20 protein-coding genes are annotated in these 20,715 nt (G+C 71.7%); 9 read left to right on the top strand and 11 right to left on the bottom strand.

Annotation, left to right across the window (positions count from 1 at the left end; all coding sequences use genetic code 11):
• Window position 1: 1 nt before the first annotated feature.
• Window positions 2-1,255, top strand: coding sequence for a cation:proton antiporter (locus tag OG257_RS20035; protein WP_329209297.1), 1,254 nt, complete (start codon window positions 2-4; stop codon window positions 1,253-1,255).
• Between the two features lie 69 nt (window positions 1,256-1,324).
• On the opposite strand, the gene OG257_RS20030 is transcribed toward OG257_RS20035, so the two are convergent.
• Window positions 1,325-2,395: a PucR family transcriptional regulator gene (locus tag OG257_RS20030; protein ID WP_329209295.1), complete on the bottom strand. Its 1,071-nt coding sequence runs from the start codon at window positions 2,393-2,395 to the stop codon at window positions 1,325-1,327.
• A gap of 328 nt (window positions 2,396-2,723) precedes the next feature.
• Here OG257_RS20030 and OG257_RS20025 point away from each other — a divergent pair, with 328 nt between their 5' ends.
• Window positions 2,724-3,362, top strand: a complete 639-nt coding sequence (locus tag OG257_RS20025; protein WP_329209293.1) for a hypothetical protein — start codon at window positions 2,724-2,726, stop codon at window positions 3,360-3,362.
• 66 nt (window positions 3,363-3,428) lie between these two features.
• A complete protein-coding gene (locus OG257_RS20020; RefSeq protein WP_329209291.1) occupies window positions 3,429-5,432 on the top strand; it encodes an NAD-binding protein in 2,004 nt (667 codons plus the stop codon).
• A 35-nt stretch (window positions 5,433-5,467) separates the two neighbouring features.
• Here OG257_RS20020 and trpS read toward each other — a convergent pair whose 3' ends face one another.
• A complete protein-coding gene (trpS, locus tag OG257_RS20015; protein WP_329209289.1) occupies window positions 5,468-6,535 on the bottom strand; it encodes a tryptophan--tRNA ligase in 1,068 nt (355 codons plus the stop codon).
• 175 nt (window positions 6,536-6,710) lie between these two features.
• Window positions 6,711-6,839 carry a DUF6126 family protein gene (locus tag OG257_RS20010; protein ID WP_329209287.1) on the bottom strand — a complete coding sequence of 43 codons (129 nt, stop codon included), beginning with the start codon at window positions 6,837-6,839 and terminating at the stop codon, window positions 6,711-6,713.
• Window positions 6,840-6,995: 156 nt separating this feature from the next.
• On the opposite strand from OG257_RS20010, the gene OG257_RS20005 reads away from it, so the two are divergent.
• From OG257_RS20005 to OG257_RS19995, 3 genes are all read left to right on the top strand, one after another.
• On the top strand, window positions 6,996-8,093 hold the full coding sequence (locus tag OG257_RS20005; protein ID WP_329209285.1) for an LLM class flavin-dependent oxidoreductase: 1,098 nt from the start codon (window positions 6,996-6,998) through the stop codon (window positions 8,091-8,093).
• Window positions 8,094-8,098: 5 nt separating this feature from the next.
• Entirely contained in the window at window positions 8,099-8,758 is a 660-nt protein-coding gene (locus OG257_RS20000; protein WP_329209283.1) for an FMN reductase, read from the top strand.
• Window positions 8,759-8,880: 122 nt separating this feature from the next.
• Entirely contained in the window at window positions 8,881-9,303 is a 423-nt protein-coding gene (locus tag OG257_RS19995) for a universal stress protein (protein ID WP_329209281.1), read from the top strand.
• Between the two features lie 63 nt (window positions 9,304-9,366).
• Here the strand turns inward: OG257_RS19995 and OG257_RS19990 are convergent, their stop codons facing one another.
• The 4 genes from OG257_RS19990 to OG257_RS19975 form a co-directional block, all read right to left on the bottom strand.
• Entirely contained in the window at window positions 9,367-9,738 is a 372-nt protein-coding gene (locus OG257_RS19990; RefSeq protein ID WP_329209279.1) for a hypothetical protein, read from the bottom strand.
• A 134-nt stretch (window positions 9,739-9,872) separates the two neighbouring features.
• On the bottom strand, window positions 9,873-10,730 hold the full coding sequence (locus OG257_RS19985) for an ABC transporter permease (RefSeq protein WP_329209277.1): 858 nt from the start codon (window positions 10,728-10,730) through the stop codon (window positions 9,873-9,875).
• A complete protein-coding gene (locus tag OG257_RS19980) occupies window positions 10,727-11,698 on the bottom strand; it encodes an ATP-binding cassette domain-containing protein (RefSeq protein ID WP_329209275.1) in 972 nt (323 codons plus the stop codon). Before OG257_RS19980 ends, OG257_RS19985 begins: the two co-directional genes overlap by 4 nt.
• 179 nt (window positions 11,699-11,877) lie before the next feature.
• Window positions 11,878-12,288, bottom strand: coding sequence for a hypothetical protein (locus OG257_RS19975; protein ID WP_329209274.1), 411 nt, complete (start codon window positions 12,286-12,288; stop codon window positions 11,878-11,880).
• Between the two features lie 126 nt (window positions 12,289-12,414).
• Between OG257_RS19975 and OG257_RS19970 the strand changes: the two genes are divergently transcribed.
• Window positions 12,415-13,293, top strand: coding sequence for a hypothetical protein (locus OG257_RS19970; protein WP_329209273.1), 879 nt, complete (start codon window positions 12,415-12,417; stop codon window positions 13,291-13,293).
• Between the two features lie 100 nt (window positions 13,294-13,393).
• On the top strand, window positions 13,394-14,335 hold the full coding sequence (locus tag OG257_RS19965) for an NADP-dependent oxidoreductase (RefSeq protein ID WP_329209271.1): 942 nt from the start codon (window positions 13,394-13,396) through the stop codon (window positions 14,333-14,335).
• Between the two features lie 38 nt (window positions 14,336-14,373).
• Here OG257_RS19965 and OG257_RS19960 read toward each other — a convergent pair whose 3' ends face one another.
• Together OG257_RS19960 and OG257_RS19955 are read right to left on the bottom strand one after the other, a co-directional pair.
• The gene (locus OG257_RS19960) at window positions 14,374-14,778 is read right to left on the bottom strand and encodes an RNA-binding S4 domain-containing protein (protein ID WP_329209269.1); all 405 of its coding nucleotides are present in this window, start codon (window positions 14,776-14,778) and stop codon (window positions 14,374-14,376) included.
• 235 nt (window positions 14,779-15,013) lie between these two features.
• Window positions 15,014-17,083 (bottom strand): PhoX family protein, encoded by a 2,070-nt coding sequence (locus OG257_RS19955; RefSeq protein WP_329209268.1) that lies wholly within the window; start codon window positions 17,081-17,083, stop codon window positions 15,014-15,016.
• Between the two features lie 270 nt (window positions 17,084-17,353).
• Between OG257_RS19955 and OG257_RS19950 the strand changes: the two genes are divergently transcribed.
• Window positions 17,354-18,865 (top strand): VWA domain-containing protein, encoded by a 1,512-nt coding sequence (locus OG257_RS19950; protein ID WP_329209266.1) that lies wholly within the window; start codon window positions 17,354-17,356, stop codon window positions 18,863-18,865.
• Here OG257_RS19950 and OG257_RS19945 read toward each other — a convergent pair.
• Window positions 18,799-19,989: a sensor histidine kinase gene (locus tag OG257_RS19945; RefSeq protein WP_329215208.1), complete on the bottom strand. Its 1,191-nt coding sequence runs from the start codon at window positions 19,987-19,989 to the stop codon at window positions 18,799-18,801. The two genes, OG257_RS19950 and OG257_RS19945, sit on opposite strands and share 67 nt — an antisense overlap.
• 62 nt (window positions 19,990-20,051) lie before the next feature.
• A complete protein-coding gene (locus OG257_RS19940; RefSeq protein WP_329215206.1) occupies window positions 20,052-20,705 on the bottom strand; it encodes a response regulator transcription factor in 654 nt (217 codons plus the stop codon).
• Window positions 20,706-20,715 lie beyond the last annotated feature (10 nt).

The raw sequence follows: 20,715 nt of genomic DNA, 5'->3' as shown, positions 1-20,715 counted from the left end.
CGTGCACGACACGACCGCACTGCTCATAGAGCTCGGCTCCGTCATTCTCGGGCTCGGCATCATCGGCCGCTTCGCCGGGCGGATAGGCCTCTCGCCGATTCCGCTCTACCTGCTGGCCGGGCTGGCCTTCGGTGAAGGCGGTCTGCTGCCGCTCGGCGCCAGTGAGGAGTTCACCGCCATCGGGGCGGAGATAGGCGTCATCCTGCTCCTGCTCCTGCTCGGGCTCGAGTACAGCGCGTCCGAACTCGTCACCAGCCTCAAGACCCAGTACCCGTCCGGGGCCGTCGACTTCGTGCTCAACGCGACGCCCGGGGCCATTGCCGGTCTGATGCTCGGGTGGGGGCCCGTGGGGGCCGTCGCGCTGGCCGGGGTCACCTGGATCTCGTCGTCCGGCGTGATCGCCAAGGTGATGACCGACATGGGGCGCCTCGGCAACCGCGAGACGCCCGTCATCCTCGGTGTCCTCGTCATCGAGGACCTCGCGATGGCCGTCTATCTGCCGCTGCTCACGGCGATGCTGGCCGGGGTCGGCCTGGCCGGCGGGAGCATCGCCCTGCTGATCGCACTCGGGACCGTCGGGTTCGTGCTGTACCTGGCGCTGCGGCACGGGCGGCTCATCAGCCGTGCGGTGTCCTCCGACAACCCGGAGATGCTGCTGCTCGTCGTCCTCGGGCTCACGGTCCTGGTGGCCGGTGTGGCACAGCAGTTGCAGGTGTCCGCGGCCGTGGGCGCGTTCCTCGTGGGCATCGCCCTGTCGGGCGAGGTCGCCGAGGGTGCGCGCAAGCTGCTGACGCCGCTGCGCGATCTGTTCGCCGCCGTCTTCTTCGTGTTCTTCGGTCTGTCCACCGATCCGGCGGACATCCCTCCCGTCCTGCTTCCTGCGGCCCTGCTGGCGATCGTCACCGTCTTCACCAAGATCGGCACCGGCTGGTACGCGTCGCGGCGGGCCGGCATCGGTCCGCGGGGCCGTTGGCGCGCGGGGGGCACGCTGGTCGCGCGCGGCGAGTTCTCGATCGTCATCGCCGGTCTGGCCGTGGCGACGGAGCCGCGGATCGGGCCCATCGCCACCGCGTACGTGCTGATCCTGGTGATCGTCGGACCGCTCACCGCCCGCTGGACCGAGCCGGTCGCCTCCAGGCTCCAGGCGAAGCTGGCCGGCAAGGGGAAGAAGCCGGCACCGGCCGTGGCGAGCGTCGGGCCCATGCCCTCGCACGACGACCTCACGCCGGAGCACGCGGGGCGCGACGCCGACTGAGACGGGGAGCCGGGGTTCCCCGTGGCCCTGTCCCCCGAGCCCCGGGGAACAGGGCCGGCCCCGGCCGCCTCAGAGCTCCTTCGCCGGCCAGTCCAGCAGCCGGGCCCCGATCACCGCGGTCTGGAGCGTGTAGCGGTGCATCGGATCGGACGGATCGGAACCGGTCAGCTGGTGTATGCGCTCCAGCCGGTACGTCAGGGCGCGCACGCTCAGCGCCAGCCGACGGGCCGTCTCGGCCGCGACACACCCCGCGTCGAAGTACACGGACAGCGTCCGCAGCAGCGGTTCCGCGCCGCCCCGGGCCCCCTGGAGCGGGCCTAGCTCGCTGCGCACCAGATCGGCCATCGCCTGCCGGTCCCGCGTCAGCACCGGGTAGACCAACAGGTCCGTGGCGTACAGCACCGGCTCGTCGAGCCCCATCCGCTGCGCCAGATCGAGCGCCTCGAGCGCCTCGTCGTACGAGTGGACGACGCCGCCGGGACCCCGGTGCGCGCGCCCGACCGCGACCTGGCCGCCGTCCGTCGCGGCGTGCGCCTGCTTGGCGAAGTACCTCAGGACGTCCGGCTGGCTGCCGGGGGCGATGCAGACGAGGCGCCCGTCCTTCGTGGTGAGCAGGATCTTCCGGCCGCTGAAGCGGGTGAGCAGTGCCGTCTCCACACTTCGGGACACGGCGTCGGTCTCGGTGTACGCCTCCGGCCCCGTCGCCACGGCGACGGCGTGCGCCCGCGAGAGCCGCAGCCCGAAGCGTGTGGCGCGCTCCGCGAGCCTGCCCAGGTCGCTGCGCCCGTACAGCAGGTCGTCGATGAACTCCCGCCGCGCCGCTTCCTCGCGCCGCACGGTGAGCCGCTGCGCCCGCTCGAATCCCTCCGCGAAGGCGTCGACCCCCTGTTCCACCGCGGCCAGCACGGCATCGGCGGCCGCACCGGACCCGATCGCGGCGCGCGGCCACGCGCTGCGGGTGGCCGCCAGGTGCAGATTCACCAGGGCGCGCAGCTGGTGCCCGGCCTCCGCGGCCTCACGGCCCAGCGCGCGCCGGGTCTCCAGCTCGTCACGGGTGAGCCGGCGCCCGGTGTCCGCGACCTCGCCCAGCACGCGGGCGTGGTCCCCCAGGAACTCCTCGGGGATCTCCGGCTCTGCCACGGCTCACTCCTCCTGCGTCCTGTACGTGAGGGCGCCGACCCGCGCCGACACCTCTCCAACGCACGTGGACGGGTGCCGGTGCCCGGCATCAGGAACTCGCAAAGATTGCCGGATTCCGGCAGTGCGGGGAAAGAGCCCCGACTGGCACGATCTCTTCAGCAACACACGGGGGAAGCACGGGGGTTACGGGGGAAGCACGGGGGACACGGGGAGAGGACCCGGCTGCTGCGGTGCCGTTCGCGGTGTCGCGGCGCCGGGGCCCCGTGCGCACCCCGCCACCACCACCCCTGGCAGACAGAGGCGCGCAGCGTCGCAGGGGGTGAACCGGATGGCCGAAATCCTTTCCGCAGCACTTGCCTTTCCTGCCGTCGTCCTCGACGCCGCCCTGGTCGTCGTCATCTGCTTCTGGCTGTTGGTGCTGGTCGGGGCCACCGCAACGGACTCCTTCGACAGCGACCTCGACGCCGACGCGGCGGGCATCGGCGGGGTGCCGGTCGCCGTGTCCGCGTCGCTCGCCGTGGTCATCGCCTGGTTCACCGGCCTCACGGGGTCGGTCCTGGTCCAGCGCAGCGGTGTCACCGGTACCGCACGCTCCCTGCTCCATGTCGCCGTACTGGCGGGGGCGCTGCTGATCGCCTGGGGGGTCGTCCGCATGCTCGTACGCCACCTCCGCCGGTACTTCCGGGCGGAACCTCCCCCATCGCGGCGGGACTTCCTGGGGCAGGTCTGCACGATCCGTACGGGGTCCGTCAGCACCGGCTTCGGGCAGGCGGAGGTTTCGGCGGCCGACGGCTCGACCGCGATCGTGCGGGTCCGGCAGCCGGTGCCGTCGTCCGGTCCCGGCGAGGTGCTCGGAGCGGGCAGTACGGGGCTGCTCCACGCGTACGACGCCGAGGGCGAGTTCTTCTGGGTCTCGGCGTACGATGCCGCGCCCGCCCCGCGAGCGCTGCCGCGCAAGGCCGCCTGAGCGCACACGCCCCGCCCACCGCGGGAGAGCGAAAGCTGATGATCGAGAATCGGGAGAGGACAGGGCATGCTGGGTTTCGTGCCTCCCCTTCCTCAGCAGCCCCAACGCCCCACAACCAGCGGCCACATGGTGGTCTGCGGCGACGACACGCTCGCCCGGCGGCTCGCCGTGGAGCTGCGCTATGTGTACGGGGAGCGGGTCACCCTGCTGCTCCCGCCGGGCCGCGACACCAGCCGCCCCGATCTGCCGCTGACCCAACGCGCGCGGGCGGCAGCCCTGTTCGGCCGCATGTCGGCGGCGATGAACCGCAACGGCGCGGCGGGCGGGACCGGTGACGGCGACACCAACGCCGGGGTCGAGGCCGTACGCATCATCGAGGCGCACGAGCCGTCCGACGACGTACTGGAGGAGGCGGGTGTCGACCGGGCCGCCGCGCTCGCGCTGGTCTACGACGACGACGAGCGCAACATCCGGGCCGCCCTGACGGCCCGGCGCCTCAACCCGCGTCTGCGGCTGGTCATCCGGCTCTACAACCGCAAGCTCGGCCAGCACCTGGAGACCCTGCTCGACCAGGCTGCCGCCGTCGCGATGCCGGGGCTCGACCCGGCCGCCCTGGACGCCTCCACGACCGTGCTGTCCGACGCCGACACCGCCGCCCCCGCCCTGGCCGCCACCGCACTGACCGGCAGCAGCAAGGTCATCCAGGCCGAGGGCGTGCTCCTGCGCGCCGCCGAGCGGACCCCGCCCCGGCAGGGCGAGCTCGCCGACCCGGGCCTGTGCACGCTGGCCCTGCTCTCCTCCACCACCCATGACCCCGCGGGCACCGAGGGATCCGACAGCAGCGGCGAGGAGGGTCCCCAGCTCCTGCCCGACCATGCGACGGTGGCCGCGGCCACCGGCCGGGGCACGGTCGTCCTGGAAGCCATCAGCCAGGCGGGCCCCGACCGCACACCCACCCGGATGGGCGGCAGGGGCGCACCGCTCGGCCACATCTTCTCGCGCCGGCTGCGCTGGTCGGCGGCGGGCGTCGCGACGGCCGTCGTGGGCCTGGCCGTCGCCTCGGTCGTCACCACCGGCGACAGCCCCGTGCACGCCGCCTATCTGACCCTGCTCGACCTGCTCGCGATGGGCGACCCGGCGGACGGGGACAAGGACCCGGCGTCCCGCCAGATCATCCAGCTCCTCTCCGGAACGGCCGGGCTCCTCCTCCTGCCGCTGCTGGTCGCCGCCGTCCTGGAGGCGTTCGGCTCGCTGCGCACCGCGTCCGCGCTGCGCCGCCCCCCGCGCGGCCTGTCCGGCCACGTCGTGCTGCTGGGCCTCGGCAAGATCGGTACGAGGGTCCTCGTGCGGCTCCGCGAGCTGGACATCCCCGTCGTCGTCGTCGAGGAGGACCCGGAGGCGCGCGGCATCCCGCTGGCCCGCAGCATGCACATCCCGACGGTCATCGGCGATGTCACCCAGGAGGGCGTCCTGGAAGCGGCCAAGATCCGCCGGGCCCGCGCGCTGCTGGCCCTGACCAGCGTCGACACGACGAACCTCGAAGCCGCCCTGTACGCCCGCTCGGTGAAGCCCGACCTGCGGGTGGCACTGCGCCTGTACGACGACGAGTTCGCCACCGCCGTCTACCGGACCCTGCGCACGGTCCACCCGCAGGCCCTGACCCGCTCCCGCTCCGTCTCCCACCTGGCCGCCCCGTCGTTCGCCGTCGCCATGATGGGCCGGCAGATCCTGGGCGCGGTCCCGGTCGAACGCAAGGTCATGCTGTTCGCCGCCCTGGAGGTGGGGGGCCATCCGCAACTGGAGGGCCACACCGTCGAGCAGGCGTTCCGCCCGGGTTCCTGGCGCGTCCTGGCCCTGGACGCCACCCCGCCGGCCGACCGCCGCCCGGATCTGGCCGCCGTCCCCCCGTACGACCCCTTCGGACCCGACGCGACGGACCGGCCGGCCGGACTGATCTGGAACCTGCACCCGGGCTACGTGCTGCGGCCGGAGGACCGGGTGGTGATCGCGGCGACCCGGCGCGGTCTGGCGGAACTGCTGCGCAGGCAGCGCTCGATGAACCGTCTGTGACCCGTGGCCGAGCACTCGGCCACGGGCCGGCACGGTCAGCGGGGCGTGCCCATCGCCTCGCGCACCTCGTCCAGCGTCGCCTCGGCGATCGCGTTCGCCCGCTCGTTGCCCGCGCGCAGTACCGACCGCACGTACGCCATGTCCTGCTCGTACTCCGCCCGGCGGGCCCGGATCGGGGCCATCGTCGCGTTCACCGCGTCCGTCACGGTCCGCTTGAGCGCGGCACCGCCGCCGTTCCCGATCTCTTCGGCGACGTCGTGCGGGTCGCGCCCGAGGCAGAGCGCGGCCAGCAGCACCAGGCTGGACACCCCGGGCCGCCGTTCGGGCTCGTACGTGATGTGCCGCTCGGCGTCGGTGGTCGCGCCCTTGATCAGCCGGGCCGTCTCGTCGGCGTCCGCGCCGAGGGCGACGGAGTTGTTCCGGCTCTTGCTCATCTTGGTGCCGTCGGTGCCGAGCAGCAGGGGCGCGGCGGAGAGCAGCGCGTCGGGTTCCGGGAAGACCACCCCGTACCGCTCGTTGAAGCGGCGGGCGACGGTGCGGGTGATCTCCAGGTGGGGCAGCTGGTCCAGCCCGACGGGTACGAGGTTTCCCTTGCAGAACAGGATGTCGGCGGCCTGGTGCACCGGGTAGGTGTACATGAGCCCGCTGACCGCGGCCTGCCGGGAGTGGGCGATCTCGTCCTTCACGGTGGGGTTGCGGCCGAGCTCGGCGACGGAGACGAGGGAGAGGAACGGCAGGAGGAGCTGGTTGAGGGCCGGTACGGCGCTGTGGTTGAAGACCGTCGTCCGGGCGGGGTCGATCCCGATGGCCAGATAGTCCAGCAGCAGCCCCTCCACGTGCTCGGTGAGCCGCTCGGCGACGTCCCGGTCGGTGAGGACCTGGTAGTCGGCGATCAGGACGAAGACGTCCACGCCGAGGTCCTGGAGGCGCACCCGGTTGTGGAGGGTGCCGAAGTAGTGCCCGAGGTGGAGGGCCCCGGTGGGCCGGTCGCCGGTGAGGACCCGGAAACGGCCCGGGTCCTGCGCGAGCTGTTCCTCCAGCTCGGCACTGCGGCGCAGGGCGGGTGCTGCGGGGCCGGCGGGCGGCAGGTCTGTGACGGTCACGTGGCTCTCCTCGCTGATCGCGTATGCGTGGAGGACGGCCCGCCGACGGACATCGGGGCAGCAAAAAAGGGCCGTCCATGTCGAACGGCCCTGGTTCCGTGCAGATGAAGGTGGCCGCTCCTAGGAGGAGCGCCACCGGTTCAGGCACAGGACGGAGGTCATGCGCCGAGTGTAGTCACTTGTCCGCGTGGCCGCCCACGTAGAAGAGCAGCATGATGAACCCGGCGAAGAGGTGCGTCGCGAAAATGTAGACGAAGACGCGCAGGACGACACCGCGCTCCTTCCAGCTCTCGCTCTCGCTCATGACTCACCTCTTTCCGCTCCGTCACCGCGACAGGACCGGCTCCAGGGTACGCAGCCCCGGGGCGGCACGGAGCCCGCGGAATAGGGGGGCGGGGTCTCCCGTTGTAGGGTGTGTTCAGATAGTTCAACGTTCAACCAGTAGCTGGAGGCGGGCGCCATGCAGTTCGGGATCTTCACCGTCGGGGACGTCACCACCGACCCCACGACCGGTACGACGCCGAGCGAGAACGAGCGGATCAAGGCGACGCTCGCGATCGCGCTCAAGGCCGAGGAGGTGGGCCTGGACGTCTTCGCCACCGGTGAGCACCACAACCCGCCGTTCGTCCCGTCCTCGCCGACGACCACGCTCGGCTACATCGCCGCCCGCACCGAGAAGCTGATCCTGTCCACGTCCACCACCCTGATCACCACCAACGACCCGGTGAAGATCGCGGAGGACTACGCCACGCTCCAGCACCTCGCGGACGGCCGCGTCGACCTGATGATGGGCCGCGGCAACACCGGGCCCGTCTACCCCTGGTTCGGCAAGGACATCCGCCAGGGCATCCCGCTCGCGATCGAGAACTACGCCCTGCTGCACAAGCTGTGGCGCGAGGACGTCGTCGACTGGGAGGGCAAGTTCCGCACACCGCTCCAGTCCTTCACCGCGACCCCGCGCCCGCTGGACGGCGTCCCGCCGTTCGTCTGGCACGGCTCCATCCGCTCCCCGGAGATCGCCGAGCAGGCCGCCTACTACGGCGACGGGTTCTTCCACAACAACATCTTCTGGCCCCTGGAGCACACGAAGAAGATGGTGGACCTCTACCGCCGGCGCTACGCCCACTACGGGCACGGCACCGCCGAGCAGGCCATCGTCGGCCTCGGCGGCCAGGTGTTCATGCGCAAGAACTCGCAGGACGCGGTGCGGGAGTTCCGCCCCTACTTCGACAACGCGCCGGTCTACGGGCACGGGCCCTCCCTGGAGGACTTCTCGGAGCAGACCCCGCTGACCGTCGGCTCCCCGCAGGAGGTCATCGAGCGGACCCTGTCCTTCCGCGAGCACGTCGGCGACTACCAGCGCCAGCTGTTCCTGATGGACCACGCGGGACTGCCGCTCAAGACGGTCCTGGAGCAGCTCGACATCCTCGGCGAGGAGGTCGTGCCCGTGCTGCGCAAGGAGTTCGCCGCCCTGCGCCCGGCCGGTGTGCCGGACGCACCCGTCCACCCGGCGGTCGCCGCCGCCCGCGCCACCCGCGCCACCCAGAAGGAGGCCTGACCACCGTGTTCGCCACCGCCCCCCTGAAGATCGTCGCTGTCGCCGCCGGGCTGAGCAGCCCCTCGTCCACCCGGCTGCTGGCGGACCGGCTGGCCGACGCCGCCCGTGAGCAGCTGGCGGCCGGCCAGGACCGCAGGGTCGACGTACAGGTCATCGAGCTGCGCGATCTCGCCGTCGACATCGCGAACCACCTCGTCACCGGCTTCCCGCCGAAGGGCCTCGAGGCAGCGATCGACGCGGTCACCGGGGCGGACGGGCTGATCGCCGTGTCGCCCGTGTTCACCGCCTCGTACAGCGGGCTGTTCAAGTCCTTCTTCGACCTGATCGACAACACCGCCCTGACCGGCAAGCCCGTCGTCGTCGCGGCGACCGGCGGCACGGCCCGGCACTCGCTGGTCCTCGAGCACGCGATGCGCCCGCTCTTCACCTACCTGCGGGCGGTCGTCCTGCCGACATCCGTGTACGCGGCGTCCGAGGACTGGGGCTCGTCCGGCGACGAGTACACCGAGGGGCTGCCCTCCCGGATCCGCCGCGCCGGCGGCGAACTCGCCTCCGCGGTCATGGGGCGGACGGTCTCCGGGGCGTCCCGGTCGCTCACCCTCGACGACGGCGAGGACGCGGTCGTGCCGTTCGAGCAACAGCTCGCCGGACTGCGCACAGCCTGAACGGAACACCTGGGGCCTCCCGTTCGGCCCACAGGCCCCAGGTGCCCGTTCTGGTTAGAGTTGTCCCGAATAGGCATGGTGAAGAGCAGGCCAGGAGTGAGCGGACCGAACGGGAGGCAGACATGGGCAGGATCGTCGTCGGCGTGGACGGCTCGGATGCGTCGATCAAGGCGCTGCGCTGGGCCGTACGCCAGGCCGAACTGACCGGGGACACGGTCGAGGCGGTCAACAGCTGGGAGTACCCCGCGTCCAGCTGGGCGTCCATGATGCCTGGCCTGCCGGAGGACTTCGACCCGCAGGCCGTGGCGATCGTGGCCCTCACCGAGGCACTGGAGGAGGCCCTCGGCGCCGAAGGCGCGGCATCGGTCAGCAAGGTCGTCGTGATCGGGAACCCCGCGCAGTCCCTGCTCGACCGGGCCGCGGGCGCGAATCTGCTGGTCGTCGGCGCCCGTGGCTACAGCGGCTTGAAGGCGACGCTGCTCGGCTCGGTCAGCCTCCACGTCGCCCAGCACGCCCCCTGCCCGGTCACCGTCGTCCGCGACTAGGACCTCCGATCCGGCTCACGGGCGGGCCGCCCACGCGGTGGCCCGCCCTTTTCGTGGCCGGAGTCAGCCCTGGGAAGTGACGTGGTCGACCACCCGGGCGAACTCCTTCGTGGGCGAGAAGTCCACGTACTCGCAGTCCTCGAGCGCCTCGGGGACGTGGCCGGGGGGCCAGTAGAACGCCTGCCCCTCCTCGTAGACCTCGTACGAGTCCGAGCCGGCACCGGTCCGCATCTTCAGCCGGCCCTTGAGGAGATAGCCCCAGTGGGGGCAGGGGCACAGGTCCTCCGGCAGGCCCTTGAGCGCCGGGCCCATGTCCGTGCCCTTGGGAAACCGGACGAAGGCGACCGTCAGGTCTCCCCCGATCTCCTTCATGCGCAGTTCCGCACCCTCGCCCTCGAACGCAACGGGCGTCTCGTTCCTTGTCGTAGCCGTCATGGCTCCTCCAGGACTCCTCAGGGCAGGTCCCTGCCCCTGCCTTCCAGTCTGGTCCCGGCCCGCAGAGGGGGCGAGAGAAGGAGCACGGCCCCACCGCCGGAGCGCACCCCGCCGGGAGGGCCGGACGGCCGGAGTCACTTCCGGTTGTAGAGCCGCATCGTCACCGTGCCGAACACCACCACGAACAGGGCCGACCAGCCCAGCGACCAGGCGATGTCCGTCGCCGGCCAGTTGCCGGCCATGAGCTCCCTGACCGCCGTGGCCACGTGGGTGACCGGGCTGTTGTTCACGAAGGCCTGCAGCCAGCCCGGCATGGTCTTCGGGTCGACGAACACATTGCTCAGGAACGTCAGCGGGAAGATCACCATCATGCTGACGCCCATCACCGACTTCTCGGTGCGCAGCAGCAGCCCGAACATCGTCCAGATCCAGGAGAACGCGAACGAGAACACCAGCAGCAGGACAACGCCCGCCAGTACTCCCAGCGCCCCGCCGTCCGGCCGGTAGCCGATGATCATGCCGACGGCGAGCATGACCGCCGAGGCCAGCACATAGCGCAGGACGTCGCCGAGCAGATAGCCGACCATCGGCGCGGGCCGCCAGATCGGCAGCGTACGGAAGCGGTCGAAAACGCCCTTGGTGATGTCGGTGTTCACCGAGACACCCGTGTACATCGTGATCATCACGACGCTCATCACCAGGATGCCCGGCAGCAGGAACTGGATGTACGCCTCGGTGGAACCGGCCAGCGCTCCTCCGAAGAGGTACGTGTACATCAGCACCATCATGATCGGGAACGCCGTGACGTCGAACAGCTGCTCGGGCACGTGCTTGATCTTCAGCATCGCCCGCCACCCGAAGGTGAGGGACGCCGACAGAGCACCGGGCCTGGGCGGCCGCTCCTGGCCGACCAGCAGGGAGGCGAGCGTCTCGGCGTCCGGCGCGGTGAGCTCGACGTCCTCCGTCCGGGTCTTGGCCGGTGCGGTACTCACGCCGCCACCCCCTTCTTGTCCGTGAGCGCGAGAAAGACCTCGTCGAGGCTGGGCTGCCCCAGCGCGAAGTTGTCCACGTGGATGCCGCACCTGGCCAGCTCGGCCAGCGCCCGCGCGGCCTGTTCCGCCGCGCCCTTCTCCGTGCCGTGGCCGTTGACCCTGGCCGTCAGCGCGACCGGGTCCGGGTCCAGCTGGACCGTGGCGTCCAGCACGAGCGCGAGCACCCGCTCGGCCTCGGGCCGCTGGGCGGGGTCCCGCAGGCGCAGATGGACCGAGCCGGAGCCGACGGATGCCTTGAGCTCGCCCTTCGTGCCCTCGGCGATCACCTTGCCGTGGTCGATCACCGCGATGCGCGAGGCCAGCTGGTCGGCCTCGTCCAGGTACTGCGTGGTCAGCATGACCGTGGTGCCCTGGGCGACGACGGCCCGCACGATGTCCCACACCTGGTTGCGGCTGCGCGGGTCGAGCCCGGTCGTCGGCTCGTCGAGGAAGAGCAGGTCCGGGGTGTTCAGAATGGACGCGGCGATATCGATACGGCGCCGCATGCCGCCCGAGTAGTTCTTCACCTGCCTGCCTGCCGCCTCGCTCAGCCCGAAGGCCTCCAGCAGCTGTGCCGACCTGGTCCGGGCCTGGGGCTTGGAGTGCCCGAGCAGCCGGCCCAGCAGCACCAGGTTCTCCGTACCGGTCAGGTCCTCGTCGACCGAGGCGTACTGCCCCGTGAGGCTGACCCGGCTGCGGACCGCGTCGGCGTCCTTCACGACGTCGTGGCCGAAGACCCGTGCCTGGCCCTCGTCCGGGCGCAGCAGCGTCGCCAGCATCCGTACGGCGGTGGTCTTCCCGGCGCCGTTGGGTCCGAGGACGCCGTAGACGGTGCCGGTGGGAACAGCGAGATCGATGCCGTCCACCGCACGGTTGTCGCCGAAGATCTTGACCAGCCCCGTTGTCTCGATGGCCAGTTCAGTGCTCATGGTCCCTTCCTTGTCCGTCGAGATTGCCGGGTTTACCGATTGCCGAGGGTGTCGAGGAGGTCGGGTGGGTCAGGGCCACGATGGCACGGGAGCACCGCGCCACGGGGTACGTCAGAAGGAAAGGCGTGGCCGCCAGATCCGATCTGGCGGCCACGCACCGGTCCGGAGGGACCCGGCGCTCAGTCCTCCCGCGTGTAGTACAGGTAGAAGGCGGAGCAGAACATCCCTGCACCGACCACCAGCCCCAGCACGCTCGACGAGAACACGCTGCTGCCGTTGAGGCTGTGGAGGAAGCCGATCGCGATCCCGGTCAGCGCGCCGTACGCCGCCGCCCGCAGCTCCCTCGGCAGGGCGTGCCCGACCCGTCCCAACACGAAGCACAGCGCGGCGAAAGCCACTCCGGACACGACACCGAGCCAGATCTGCCCGCCGGTGGTCGCGCCGCCGTCGCGCTTGATGAAGAAGGCCCAGAAACCGAGGATCACGCCCAGCGTGAGGGGCAGCGCCCAGGCGAGCGCGCTGTGCGTCCGCCGTGCCGGTGTGCGGGCATGCATGCGTCCACGCGTCGGCATCGTTGCGTGAGTGGCCATGGCGGACAGCTCCTTCCCTCGCCCCCGTCCTCCGTCCCTCCAGGGCACACCCGACCGCGCCGACCGGCAACTCGAATGGCCCACGGCCCGGAGCGCCGCGGCGCTCCGCGGGATTGTCTGGGTGGTGTGCGGACCTACCTCTCAGCGGCTCTGTCGGCAGTACTGCTCGTCCTGCTTGCCGTGCTGGTGCCGGTGAGCGCGCTCTCCGCGTGGGTCGACCTGGAGATCGACGACACCGACCGGTACCTGGCCGCCGTCTCCCCGCTGGCCTCCGACCCCGCCGTCCAGAACACCGTCGCCACCCTCGTCACCGACGAGGCGATGAAGAACATCGACGTCGGACCGCTCCAGGAGACCCTGGAGCAGTTCCTGCACGAGACCGTGCAGTCGTTCACCACCACCGAGTCCTTCCAGCGGGCCTGGGACACCGCGAACCGGACGGCGCACCAGGCCGTGACCGCCGCGCTGCACGGTGACAGCGGCCAGGCGGTGATCATCGATCTGGCGCCGGTGATCGAGCAGGTCAAGGGGGAACTGGTGAACTCCGGAGTGCCGTTCGCCGATCAGATCCCGGTCGAGAGCACCGCGATCACGGTGCTCTCCGCGGACCGGGCGGACGACCTGCGGAGCTCCTTCCAGTGGCTGCGCCACTGCAGCGTCTGGCCGGCCGTGGGGACGGTGGTGCTCCTCGTCCTGGTGGTGGGCCTCGCGCTCGTACGGGGAGGCCTGCGGGCCGGGCTGGGCGCCGCCGCCGTGGTGGGCGGCGGCTTCGTGCTCGGCGCGATCGTGCTGCGCATCCTGGTCGCGGTGGGCCGCGACCGGGTGCTGGACGAGGTGCCGGGCAGCGACCGGGGCGGGGCCGCGGCCGTGTACGACGCGCTGACCGCTTCGCTGCGGACGACCGTGTGGATCGTGATCGTGGTGGGCGCGGTCCTGGTGGTCGGCGGACTGGTGGGACGGTACGTGTCGGCGCGGCGGGGCGCCGGACGGAGTGCCGGGCCGTAGGAGGGTGGCTCCGGCCCGCCGGGCTCCGACATGCGCGGGCGCGTGGGCCGGGCGAAAGTGGGACCCGTGAGAGCAGGGGGGCGACTGAGAGGTCTGCCGTATGCGAGCCATCGCTGTCAGCGCGTTCTGTGCGGAGCCCTGTCTCGTCGAAGTGCCCAAGCCCGATCCCGACGCGGGCGACGTGCGGGTGAAGATCGAGTACGCGGCGCTCAACCCGCTCGACTGGCAGACCGCGGACGGCGCCCTGGACGGGGCTGCCCCGCATGCCTTCCCCCTGATCGTCGGAGTCGACTTCGCGGGCCGGGTGGACATGATCGGCAGCGGCGACAACCGCTTCCGGGTGGGTGACGCCGTCTTCGGCCGGGTGACCGCGCCCCCGGTCGGGCGCTGCGGGTCGTACGCCGAGTACGTGTCCGTTCCGCAGGACTCCCCGATCGCCCTGGTCCCCCGCGACCTGCCGCTCCAGATCGCGGCGGCGCTCCCGTCCGCCGGGACGGCCGCCGCGCAGATTCTGGGGGGCACGGCGGTCCGCAGCGGCCGGAGTCTGCTGATCATCGGCGCGGCGGGTGGCGTCGGCACCTTCCTGACCCAGCTCGCCGCCGCCCGGGGCATCGGGGTCGTCGCGGCGGTACGGGGCGACGAGGAGAAGCGGATGCGGGCGTTCGGCGCAGCCGCCGCCGTCGACACGACCGTCGGTCCCGGCGAGCTGGCCGCGGCGGTACGGGACGTGTACCCGAACGGCGTCGACGCGCTCGTCGACCTGGTCTCCACCGACCCGGACGCCTTCGCCGCGCATGCCGCACTGGTGCGCGACGGCGGTGTCGCGGTCACCACCCGCTCGGTCGCGGGCCCGCCCGGCGTCGCACGGGTCGACTTCCGGCTCGCCCCGGCGGCGGAACTGCTCGAATCACTGGCCGCCGGCGCTGCGCGGGGCGAGCTGGCCGTGCCCGTGGACGCCGAGCTCCCCCTGGAGAAGGCACCGCAGGCACTCGCCCAGAACCGTACGGGCGGGGCGCGCGGAAAGACCGTCTTCGTCATCTGAAGCCGGTCCTTCGACGGGAAGCCCTTCGGCGGGAAGCCCTAGGACGGGCCGGGTCCGCGCTCCTGGAGGCGTTCCATCTCCCGGCGGTCGCGTTTGGTCGGGCGGCCCGCGCCGCGGTCGCGGACCGGGACCTGGATCGCGGCCTCGCGCGGCGGCGGGGGCGGGCTGTTGTCGACGAAGCAGTCGGCGGCCACCGGCGGCCCGACGCGCTTCTTCACGATCTTCGAGACGACCACGATCCGGTCCCGTCCCGCATGCCGCAGCCGTACCTCGTCGCCCGTCTGCAGCGCCTGGGCGGGCTTGGCCCGCTCGCCGTTGACCCGCACATGCCCCGCCCGGCAGGCGGCAGCGGCCTGCGAACGGGTCTTCGTCAGCCGGACCGACCAGATCCAGACGTCGACCCGGACACTTCCCTCCGCCTGCGGCGCCTCACCGGAAACCATGAGACCGACTCTAATGCGGTGAGGCGCCCCGGACGGGTCAGGAACCGAAGTCTCCGATGACTTCGGCCATCTCGTGGGTGTTCTGCGGGACGGTTCTCCTCCTCAGCCGTACCGGCCGCTCACCGAAGGCAACTCGGGCCACGGAGGGGACATTTGTACGACGTACATCAGGCCTGCACCGCAAGGGGCACAGGCCTGATGTTCACCGAGATCGGCAGTGGAAACGGGGTGCGGTTCAGACGCCGATGTCGCTGCCGTCCTTGCGCCAGACGGCCACGACGGACGGGCGGACGATCCGGCCGGGGCCGTCCGGCCAGGTGCTCGCGGGCTTCTCGACGGACGCGCCGTCGATCTCGCCCGGGTGCTGCACGGCCACCAGGACCCGGCGGTCCTGGATCACCGGGCCGCAGGTCTCGGCGCCCGACGGCACGGTGAGGAACTGCTTGAGCTCACCCCGCCGTTCGCCCTGCGTCGCGACACCGAACAGGCCGTCGTGCGAGCCGAGCTGGGCGCCGTCCGTGGAGATCCACAGGTTGCCGTGGTCGTCGAAGGCCACGTTGTCCGGGCAGGAGATGGGGCTGACCTTCTCCTTGGGAAAGCCCGCGAAGTACGTCGACGGGTCGTTCGGGTCACCCGCGACGAGGAAGAGCCGCCAGGCGAAACCGTCGCCCGCCGGGTCGTCCCAGTTCTCCGCGAGCTCCAGGATCTGGCCGTGCTTGTTGGCGTTGCGCGGGTTGGCCTCGTCCGCACCGGCCTTGCCCGCCTTGCCGCGGTCCGTGTTGTTGGTGAGGGCGATGTAGACGCGGCCGGTGCGCGGCGACGGCTCGACGTCCTCGGGGCGGTCCATCTTCGTGGCACCGACCTTGTCACCGGCGAGACGCGTGAAGACGTACACCTCCTCGGCGGTCATGCCGGGCACGTGCGAGGTGCTGCCCGTGGCGAGCGGGATCCAGACGCCGCTGCCGTCGAACTCGCCGTCGGAGGGGAGCTTGCCCGTGCCGTCGAACTCCGCGGCCGGGGAGTCGCCGGTCAACTTGGCGACGTACAGCGTGCCCTCGTCCAGCAGGGTGAGGTTGTGCTCGCGCGCGGCACGCGAGTTCCCCTTCTTCATCTTCTTGCTGGAGACGAACTTGTAGAAGTAGTCGAACCGCTCGTCGTCGCCCATGTAGACCACGGGGCGGCCGTCTGCGGTCAGCCGCGGCTGGGCCGCCTCGTGCTTGAAGCGGCCGAGCGCGGTCCGCTTGCGGGGGACGGAGTCGGGGTCGTACGGGTCGAGCTCGACGACCCAGCCGAAGCGGTGCGCCTCGTTGGGCTCCTGGGCCAGGTCGAAGCGCTTGTCGAAACGCTCCCACTTGCGCTCGGTGGCGCTCGTCGCGATGCCGTAGCGCTTGTCCGTGTCGCTGGAGCCGTTGGCGAAGTACTGGTTGAAGTTCTCCTCGCCGTGCAGCGTGGTGCCCCACGGGGTGGTGCCGCCCGCGCAGTTGTTGAGCGTGCCGAGGACCTTGCGGCCGGTGGGGTCGGCGGAGGTACGGAGCAGGGGGCTGCCCGCGGCCGGGCCGGTGACCCTGAACTCGCTGGTCGCGGTGAGGCGGCGGTTCAGCGGGTGGCGGCTGACCGGGCCGAGCCTGCCGGTGCGGTTCTCCTCCTGGACGACGACCACGGAGAGTCCGTGCGCGGCCCAGGCGATCTCGACCTGCTCACGCGTCGGGTTGGCCGGATCGTATCCACGGAACATCAGGATCTCGTCCGTGTACTCGTGGTTGGCGACCAGGACCTGACGGCCCCGCTCGCCGGGGAGCGGGAGCAGGGAGAGGAAGTCGTTGTTGTAGCCGAACTGGCCCGCCTGCGCCTTCGCCGACTGCTGGTCAGGGTCGAAGGCGGGGGCACCGCGCAGGATCGGCTCGCCCCAGCGGATCACCACGTTCTGGCTGTAGCCGTCCGGGACGGTGACCTTGTCGTTCTTGTTCGGTGCCACGGGCGCGAAGCGCAGGCCGCGGGCGCCCGAAGAGGTGTTCCCGTGCGGGGGCTTCGGCTTGTGGCCGTGGCCCGCGAGCGCGGCGGCCTCGGCGCGCGGGGCGCCCGGGCCGGTCAGAGCTGCGGTTCCGGCGGCGGCGGCGACGGTCACCACCGCGGCGGCGCGCATGATCGACCGGCGCGACAGCGCACCGGCGATGATGTCGCCGGCGTACTCGTTTCCACTGGTGTTCGGTATCTCCTGGAAGCAGGCGTCACCGCAGCGGTAGCGGCACGTCAGCGCAGAGCGCCCGCCCTGGTGCGAGCCGATGAGCGGCAGCAGATTGCGCACGTTGTTCGTCCCTCCGTCTGTGTGTCCTGCGTGACGGTAGGTGCGCATCGACGCGGTACGAGGGACGGACGGTGAACGAGGGGTGAAGTCCGGGCCACTGCTGTCCTCAGGGCTCAATTGGAGCTCGGTTGGAGCTCGGTTGACGCAGGGGCGGGCCGCGCCACCGAACGGCCGGATCCGGCCGCTAACCTTACGTATCCGCCCTGGCCAGGGATCAATTCCCGCAGTACGGACATTTATCGCCACCAACTCATGCGAAAGGCCTCGCCCATGGGCATTCGGAGCTTGCTGCGCAAGGTGTTCGGCCGCACGGAGCAGGACGAGCCGGTCACGGCCACCGTCCCGCCCCAGGCCGAGCGCACCCAGCCCACGGAGCCGGAGCCGGAGACCACCACTTCGGCGGCCGAGCCCGCGAAGGCCTCGGTACCGGCACCGGCCTCCTCCTCTTCGGCGCGGTCCACCGCGGACGGGGAGAACGGACTGGCAACGGACCTGGTGGCGGAGGCCTTCGACAAGGCGGCCACCACCACTTCAACCTCAGCCTCCGGGCCCACGCCGACGGTTCCGGCCCAGGGGTCGGCCCCCGACGCCAAGCCGGCCACGGTGGCCACGGCCGTCGCGGAGACCACGACCGTCGCGGAGACCGCGGCTGTCGCGGAGACCGCGGCTGTCGCGGAGACCGCGGCTGTCGCGGACGAGCCGGCACCGGTAGCCGAGGCGGCTGACCCGGCGCCGATCACGATCGACGTCGACATCGACGCGGAGCCGGAGCAGGCACCCGCTGCGGTCGCCGAGCCCGCCGGAACGGTCATCGAAGCCGAGCCGGTCATCGAGATCGTCGAGGTCGAGACCGCGCCCGAGGCCCCGGCCGCCGAGCCGGTCATCGAGATCGTCGAGGTCGAGGCCGCCGCCGAGCCGGTCGCCGACGAGGTCACCGCGGAGGCCGAGTCGGTCGTCGAGGCCGAGCCGGCCATCGAAGCCGCGCCAGTCGCCGAAGCCGAGCCGGTCGTCGAGGCCGCGCCTGTCACCGAAGCCGCGCCGGAGCCGGTCGCCGAGGCACTCACCGCCGCCCCGGCCCCCGCTGCCGGCGGTAAGCCCGCCGTCACCCTCGCCCGGGTCAAGGCGGCCGCGCCCGCGCTCGTCACCCCGTACAAGGCGGCGCAGGCCGGGCTCAAGGCGCACGGGCTCACCGGCCTCCGGGCGAACGTCTACCTGGTGCTCGACCGCTCCGGGTCGATGCGGTCGTTCTACAAGGACGGCAGCGCACAGCACCTGGGCGACCGCACCCTGGCACTCGCCGCGCACCTGGACGAGAACGCCACCGTGCCCGTCGTCTTCTTCTCGACCGACATCGACGGCACCGGCGCGATCGACCTCACCGCCCACGAGGGCCGGATCGACGAGCTGCACGCGGGGCTCGGGCGCCTGGGACGTACCAACTACCACCGGGCCGTCGAGGAGATCGTCACGCACTACGAGAAGTCCGAGGCCACCGGGCCCGCGCTGGTGATCTTCCAGACGGACGGCGCCCCGGACGCCAAGCAGGCCGCGAAGCAGGCGCTGGCGGACGCGGCACGGCTGCCGCTGTTCTTCCAGTTCGTCGCGTTCGGCGACGAGGACGCGAAGGGCTTCGACTTCCTGCGCAGGCTCGACGTCGAGAACGCCGGGTTCTTCCACGCCGGTCCGGCCCCGCGCGAGGTGCCCGACGCGACGTTCTACCGCGAGGTGCTCGCCGGGCTTCCCGCCTGGGCCGCCGCCCGCGGAATCGTCGCCGGGGACTGATCCACCGGCAGCCGTACGGTCACGGCGAGCCCGCCCCCAGGGCCGGGTACCGCCGTGACCGTACCGCCGTGAGCCACCGCAATAGAACGTACGATCGATAGACCGAGGCCCGAGCCCGGCCCCATCCGGTCCCGCCCCTCACCGCGCCTGAACGGTTCGAAGAACCCCGCGATGTCCCCCTCGGTCACCGCGGGACCGGTGTTGCGGACCACCAGGGTCCCGCCCGCGGACAGCGACACCCGCACGGAACCGCCGGGCACGTTGTACCTCACCGCGTTGGACAGCAGGTTCGCCACCAGCTGCGCGAGCAGCTGCCGGTTGCCCCGTACCGCACACGGCTCCGCCGCGACCGTCACCTCCGGGTGGGTCGGCGGGCGCTCCGCCGCCGAGGGCCGGGCGGCCTCCTCCGTCACCACCTGCGCGAGGTCGAACTCCTCGCGCTCGCTCTTCGCCAGCCCCCGCTCGCTGCGCGCCAGCACCAGCAGCCCCTCGATGAGCCGCTCGCTACGCCGGTTGTTGTCCAGCAGCGTCTGACGGGTCCGTACGAGCTCGTCCGGCGACGGATCGTCGAGACCCACCTGGATCGCGGCCCGCTGGGTGGCCAGCGGAGTGCGCAGCTCGTGCGAGGCGTTGGCGATGAACCGCCGCTGGCTGTCGAACGCCTTCTCCAGCCGGGCCAGCAGCGCGTCCAGCGTCTCCCCGAGCTCCTTCAGCTCGTCGTCGGGGCCGCTGGAGGCGATCCGCTCGTGGAGGGTGTGCTCGGAGAGCCGCCTGGCCTTCGCGGTCATCGCGTGGACGGGCCGCAGGACCCGTCCGGCCGTCCACCAGCCCACGGCGACCGCACACGCCGTCATGACGAGCAGCGCGGCGACCGACCAGTACATGAGCTCACGGCCGGCGGCGTCGCTCACATCGTCGGTGAGGTCGTAGACCGTGGGCGGACCGAGGCGGCCCCGTGTGTGCAGGGGGCCGTTGACCGCGAAGCCCGGCTGGGTGACCGCGGCGGACGTGGCGATGGCCCGCGCCTGCGAGTCCGTACCGGCGCGGGAGGCCAGATTGACCGTCGTCAGCAGGGCCGTTCCGAGGATCAGGAACACTCCGCCGTACACCAGGGCGATCCGCATCCGGATCGTCGAGTGCTGGACCTGCGAGGCACCCGTCGCCCGCAGCCGCCTCAGCAGCCGCTTCACAGGGCGTACCCCACGCCCTGCACCGTGCGGATGAGGGCGGGCTCCCCGAGCTTGCCGCGCAGCTTGCTCATACAGACGCGGACGGCCCCGGTGAAGGGGTCGGCGTTGGCGTCCCAGGCCCGTTCCAGCAGTTCCTCGGCGCTGACGGTGCCCCCGTCGGCCTCCAGCAGCAGCTGCAGCACGGTGAACTCCTTCGGCGACAGGTCCAGATCCCGCCCGTCCCGCGTCGCCGCCCGCCGCACGCTGTCGAGCCGGATGCCGTGCCGCTCCAGCTGCGGCGGTACGGGCCGTGCACTGCGCCGCCGGAGCGCGCGCACCCGGGACACCAGCTCGGGGAACTCGAAGGGCTTGCTCACGTAGTCGTCCGCTCCGAGATCGAGCCCCTCCACCCGGTCCTCCATGGTCCCCGAGGCGGTGAGCATCAGGATCCTGGTCCGGGAGCCGGCGGACACGAGCCTGCGGGCCACGTCGTCGCCGTGCACCCGGGGCAGATCACGGTCCAGGACGACCACGTCGTAGTCGTGCAGGCCCAGGTAGGCGAGCGCCGCGTCCCCGCTGTACACGGTGTCGACGGCGAAACCGGCCCGCCGCAGCCCGGTCGCCACCAGCTCGGCCAGGATCTCCTCGTCCTCGGCGACCAGTACCCGCATCGTGTTGTCT

It is taken from the genome of Streptomyces sp. NBC_00683, assembly GCF_036226745.1.
Lineage (GTDB): Bacteria > Actinomycetota > Actinomycetes > Streptomycetales > Streptomycetaceae > Streptomyces.
Note: the sequence above shows the minus strand (reverse complement) of the source record. Positions and strands in the feature narration are given on the sequence as shown.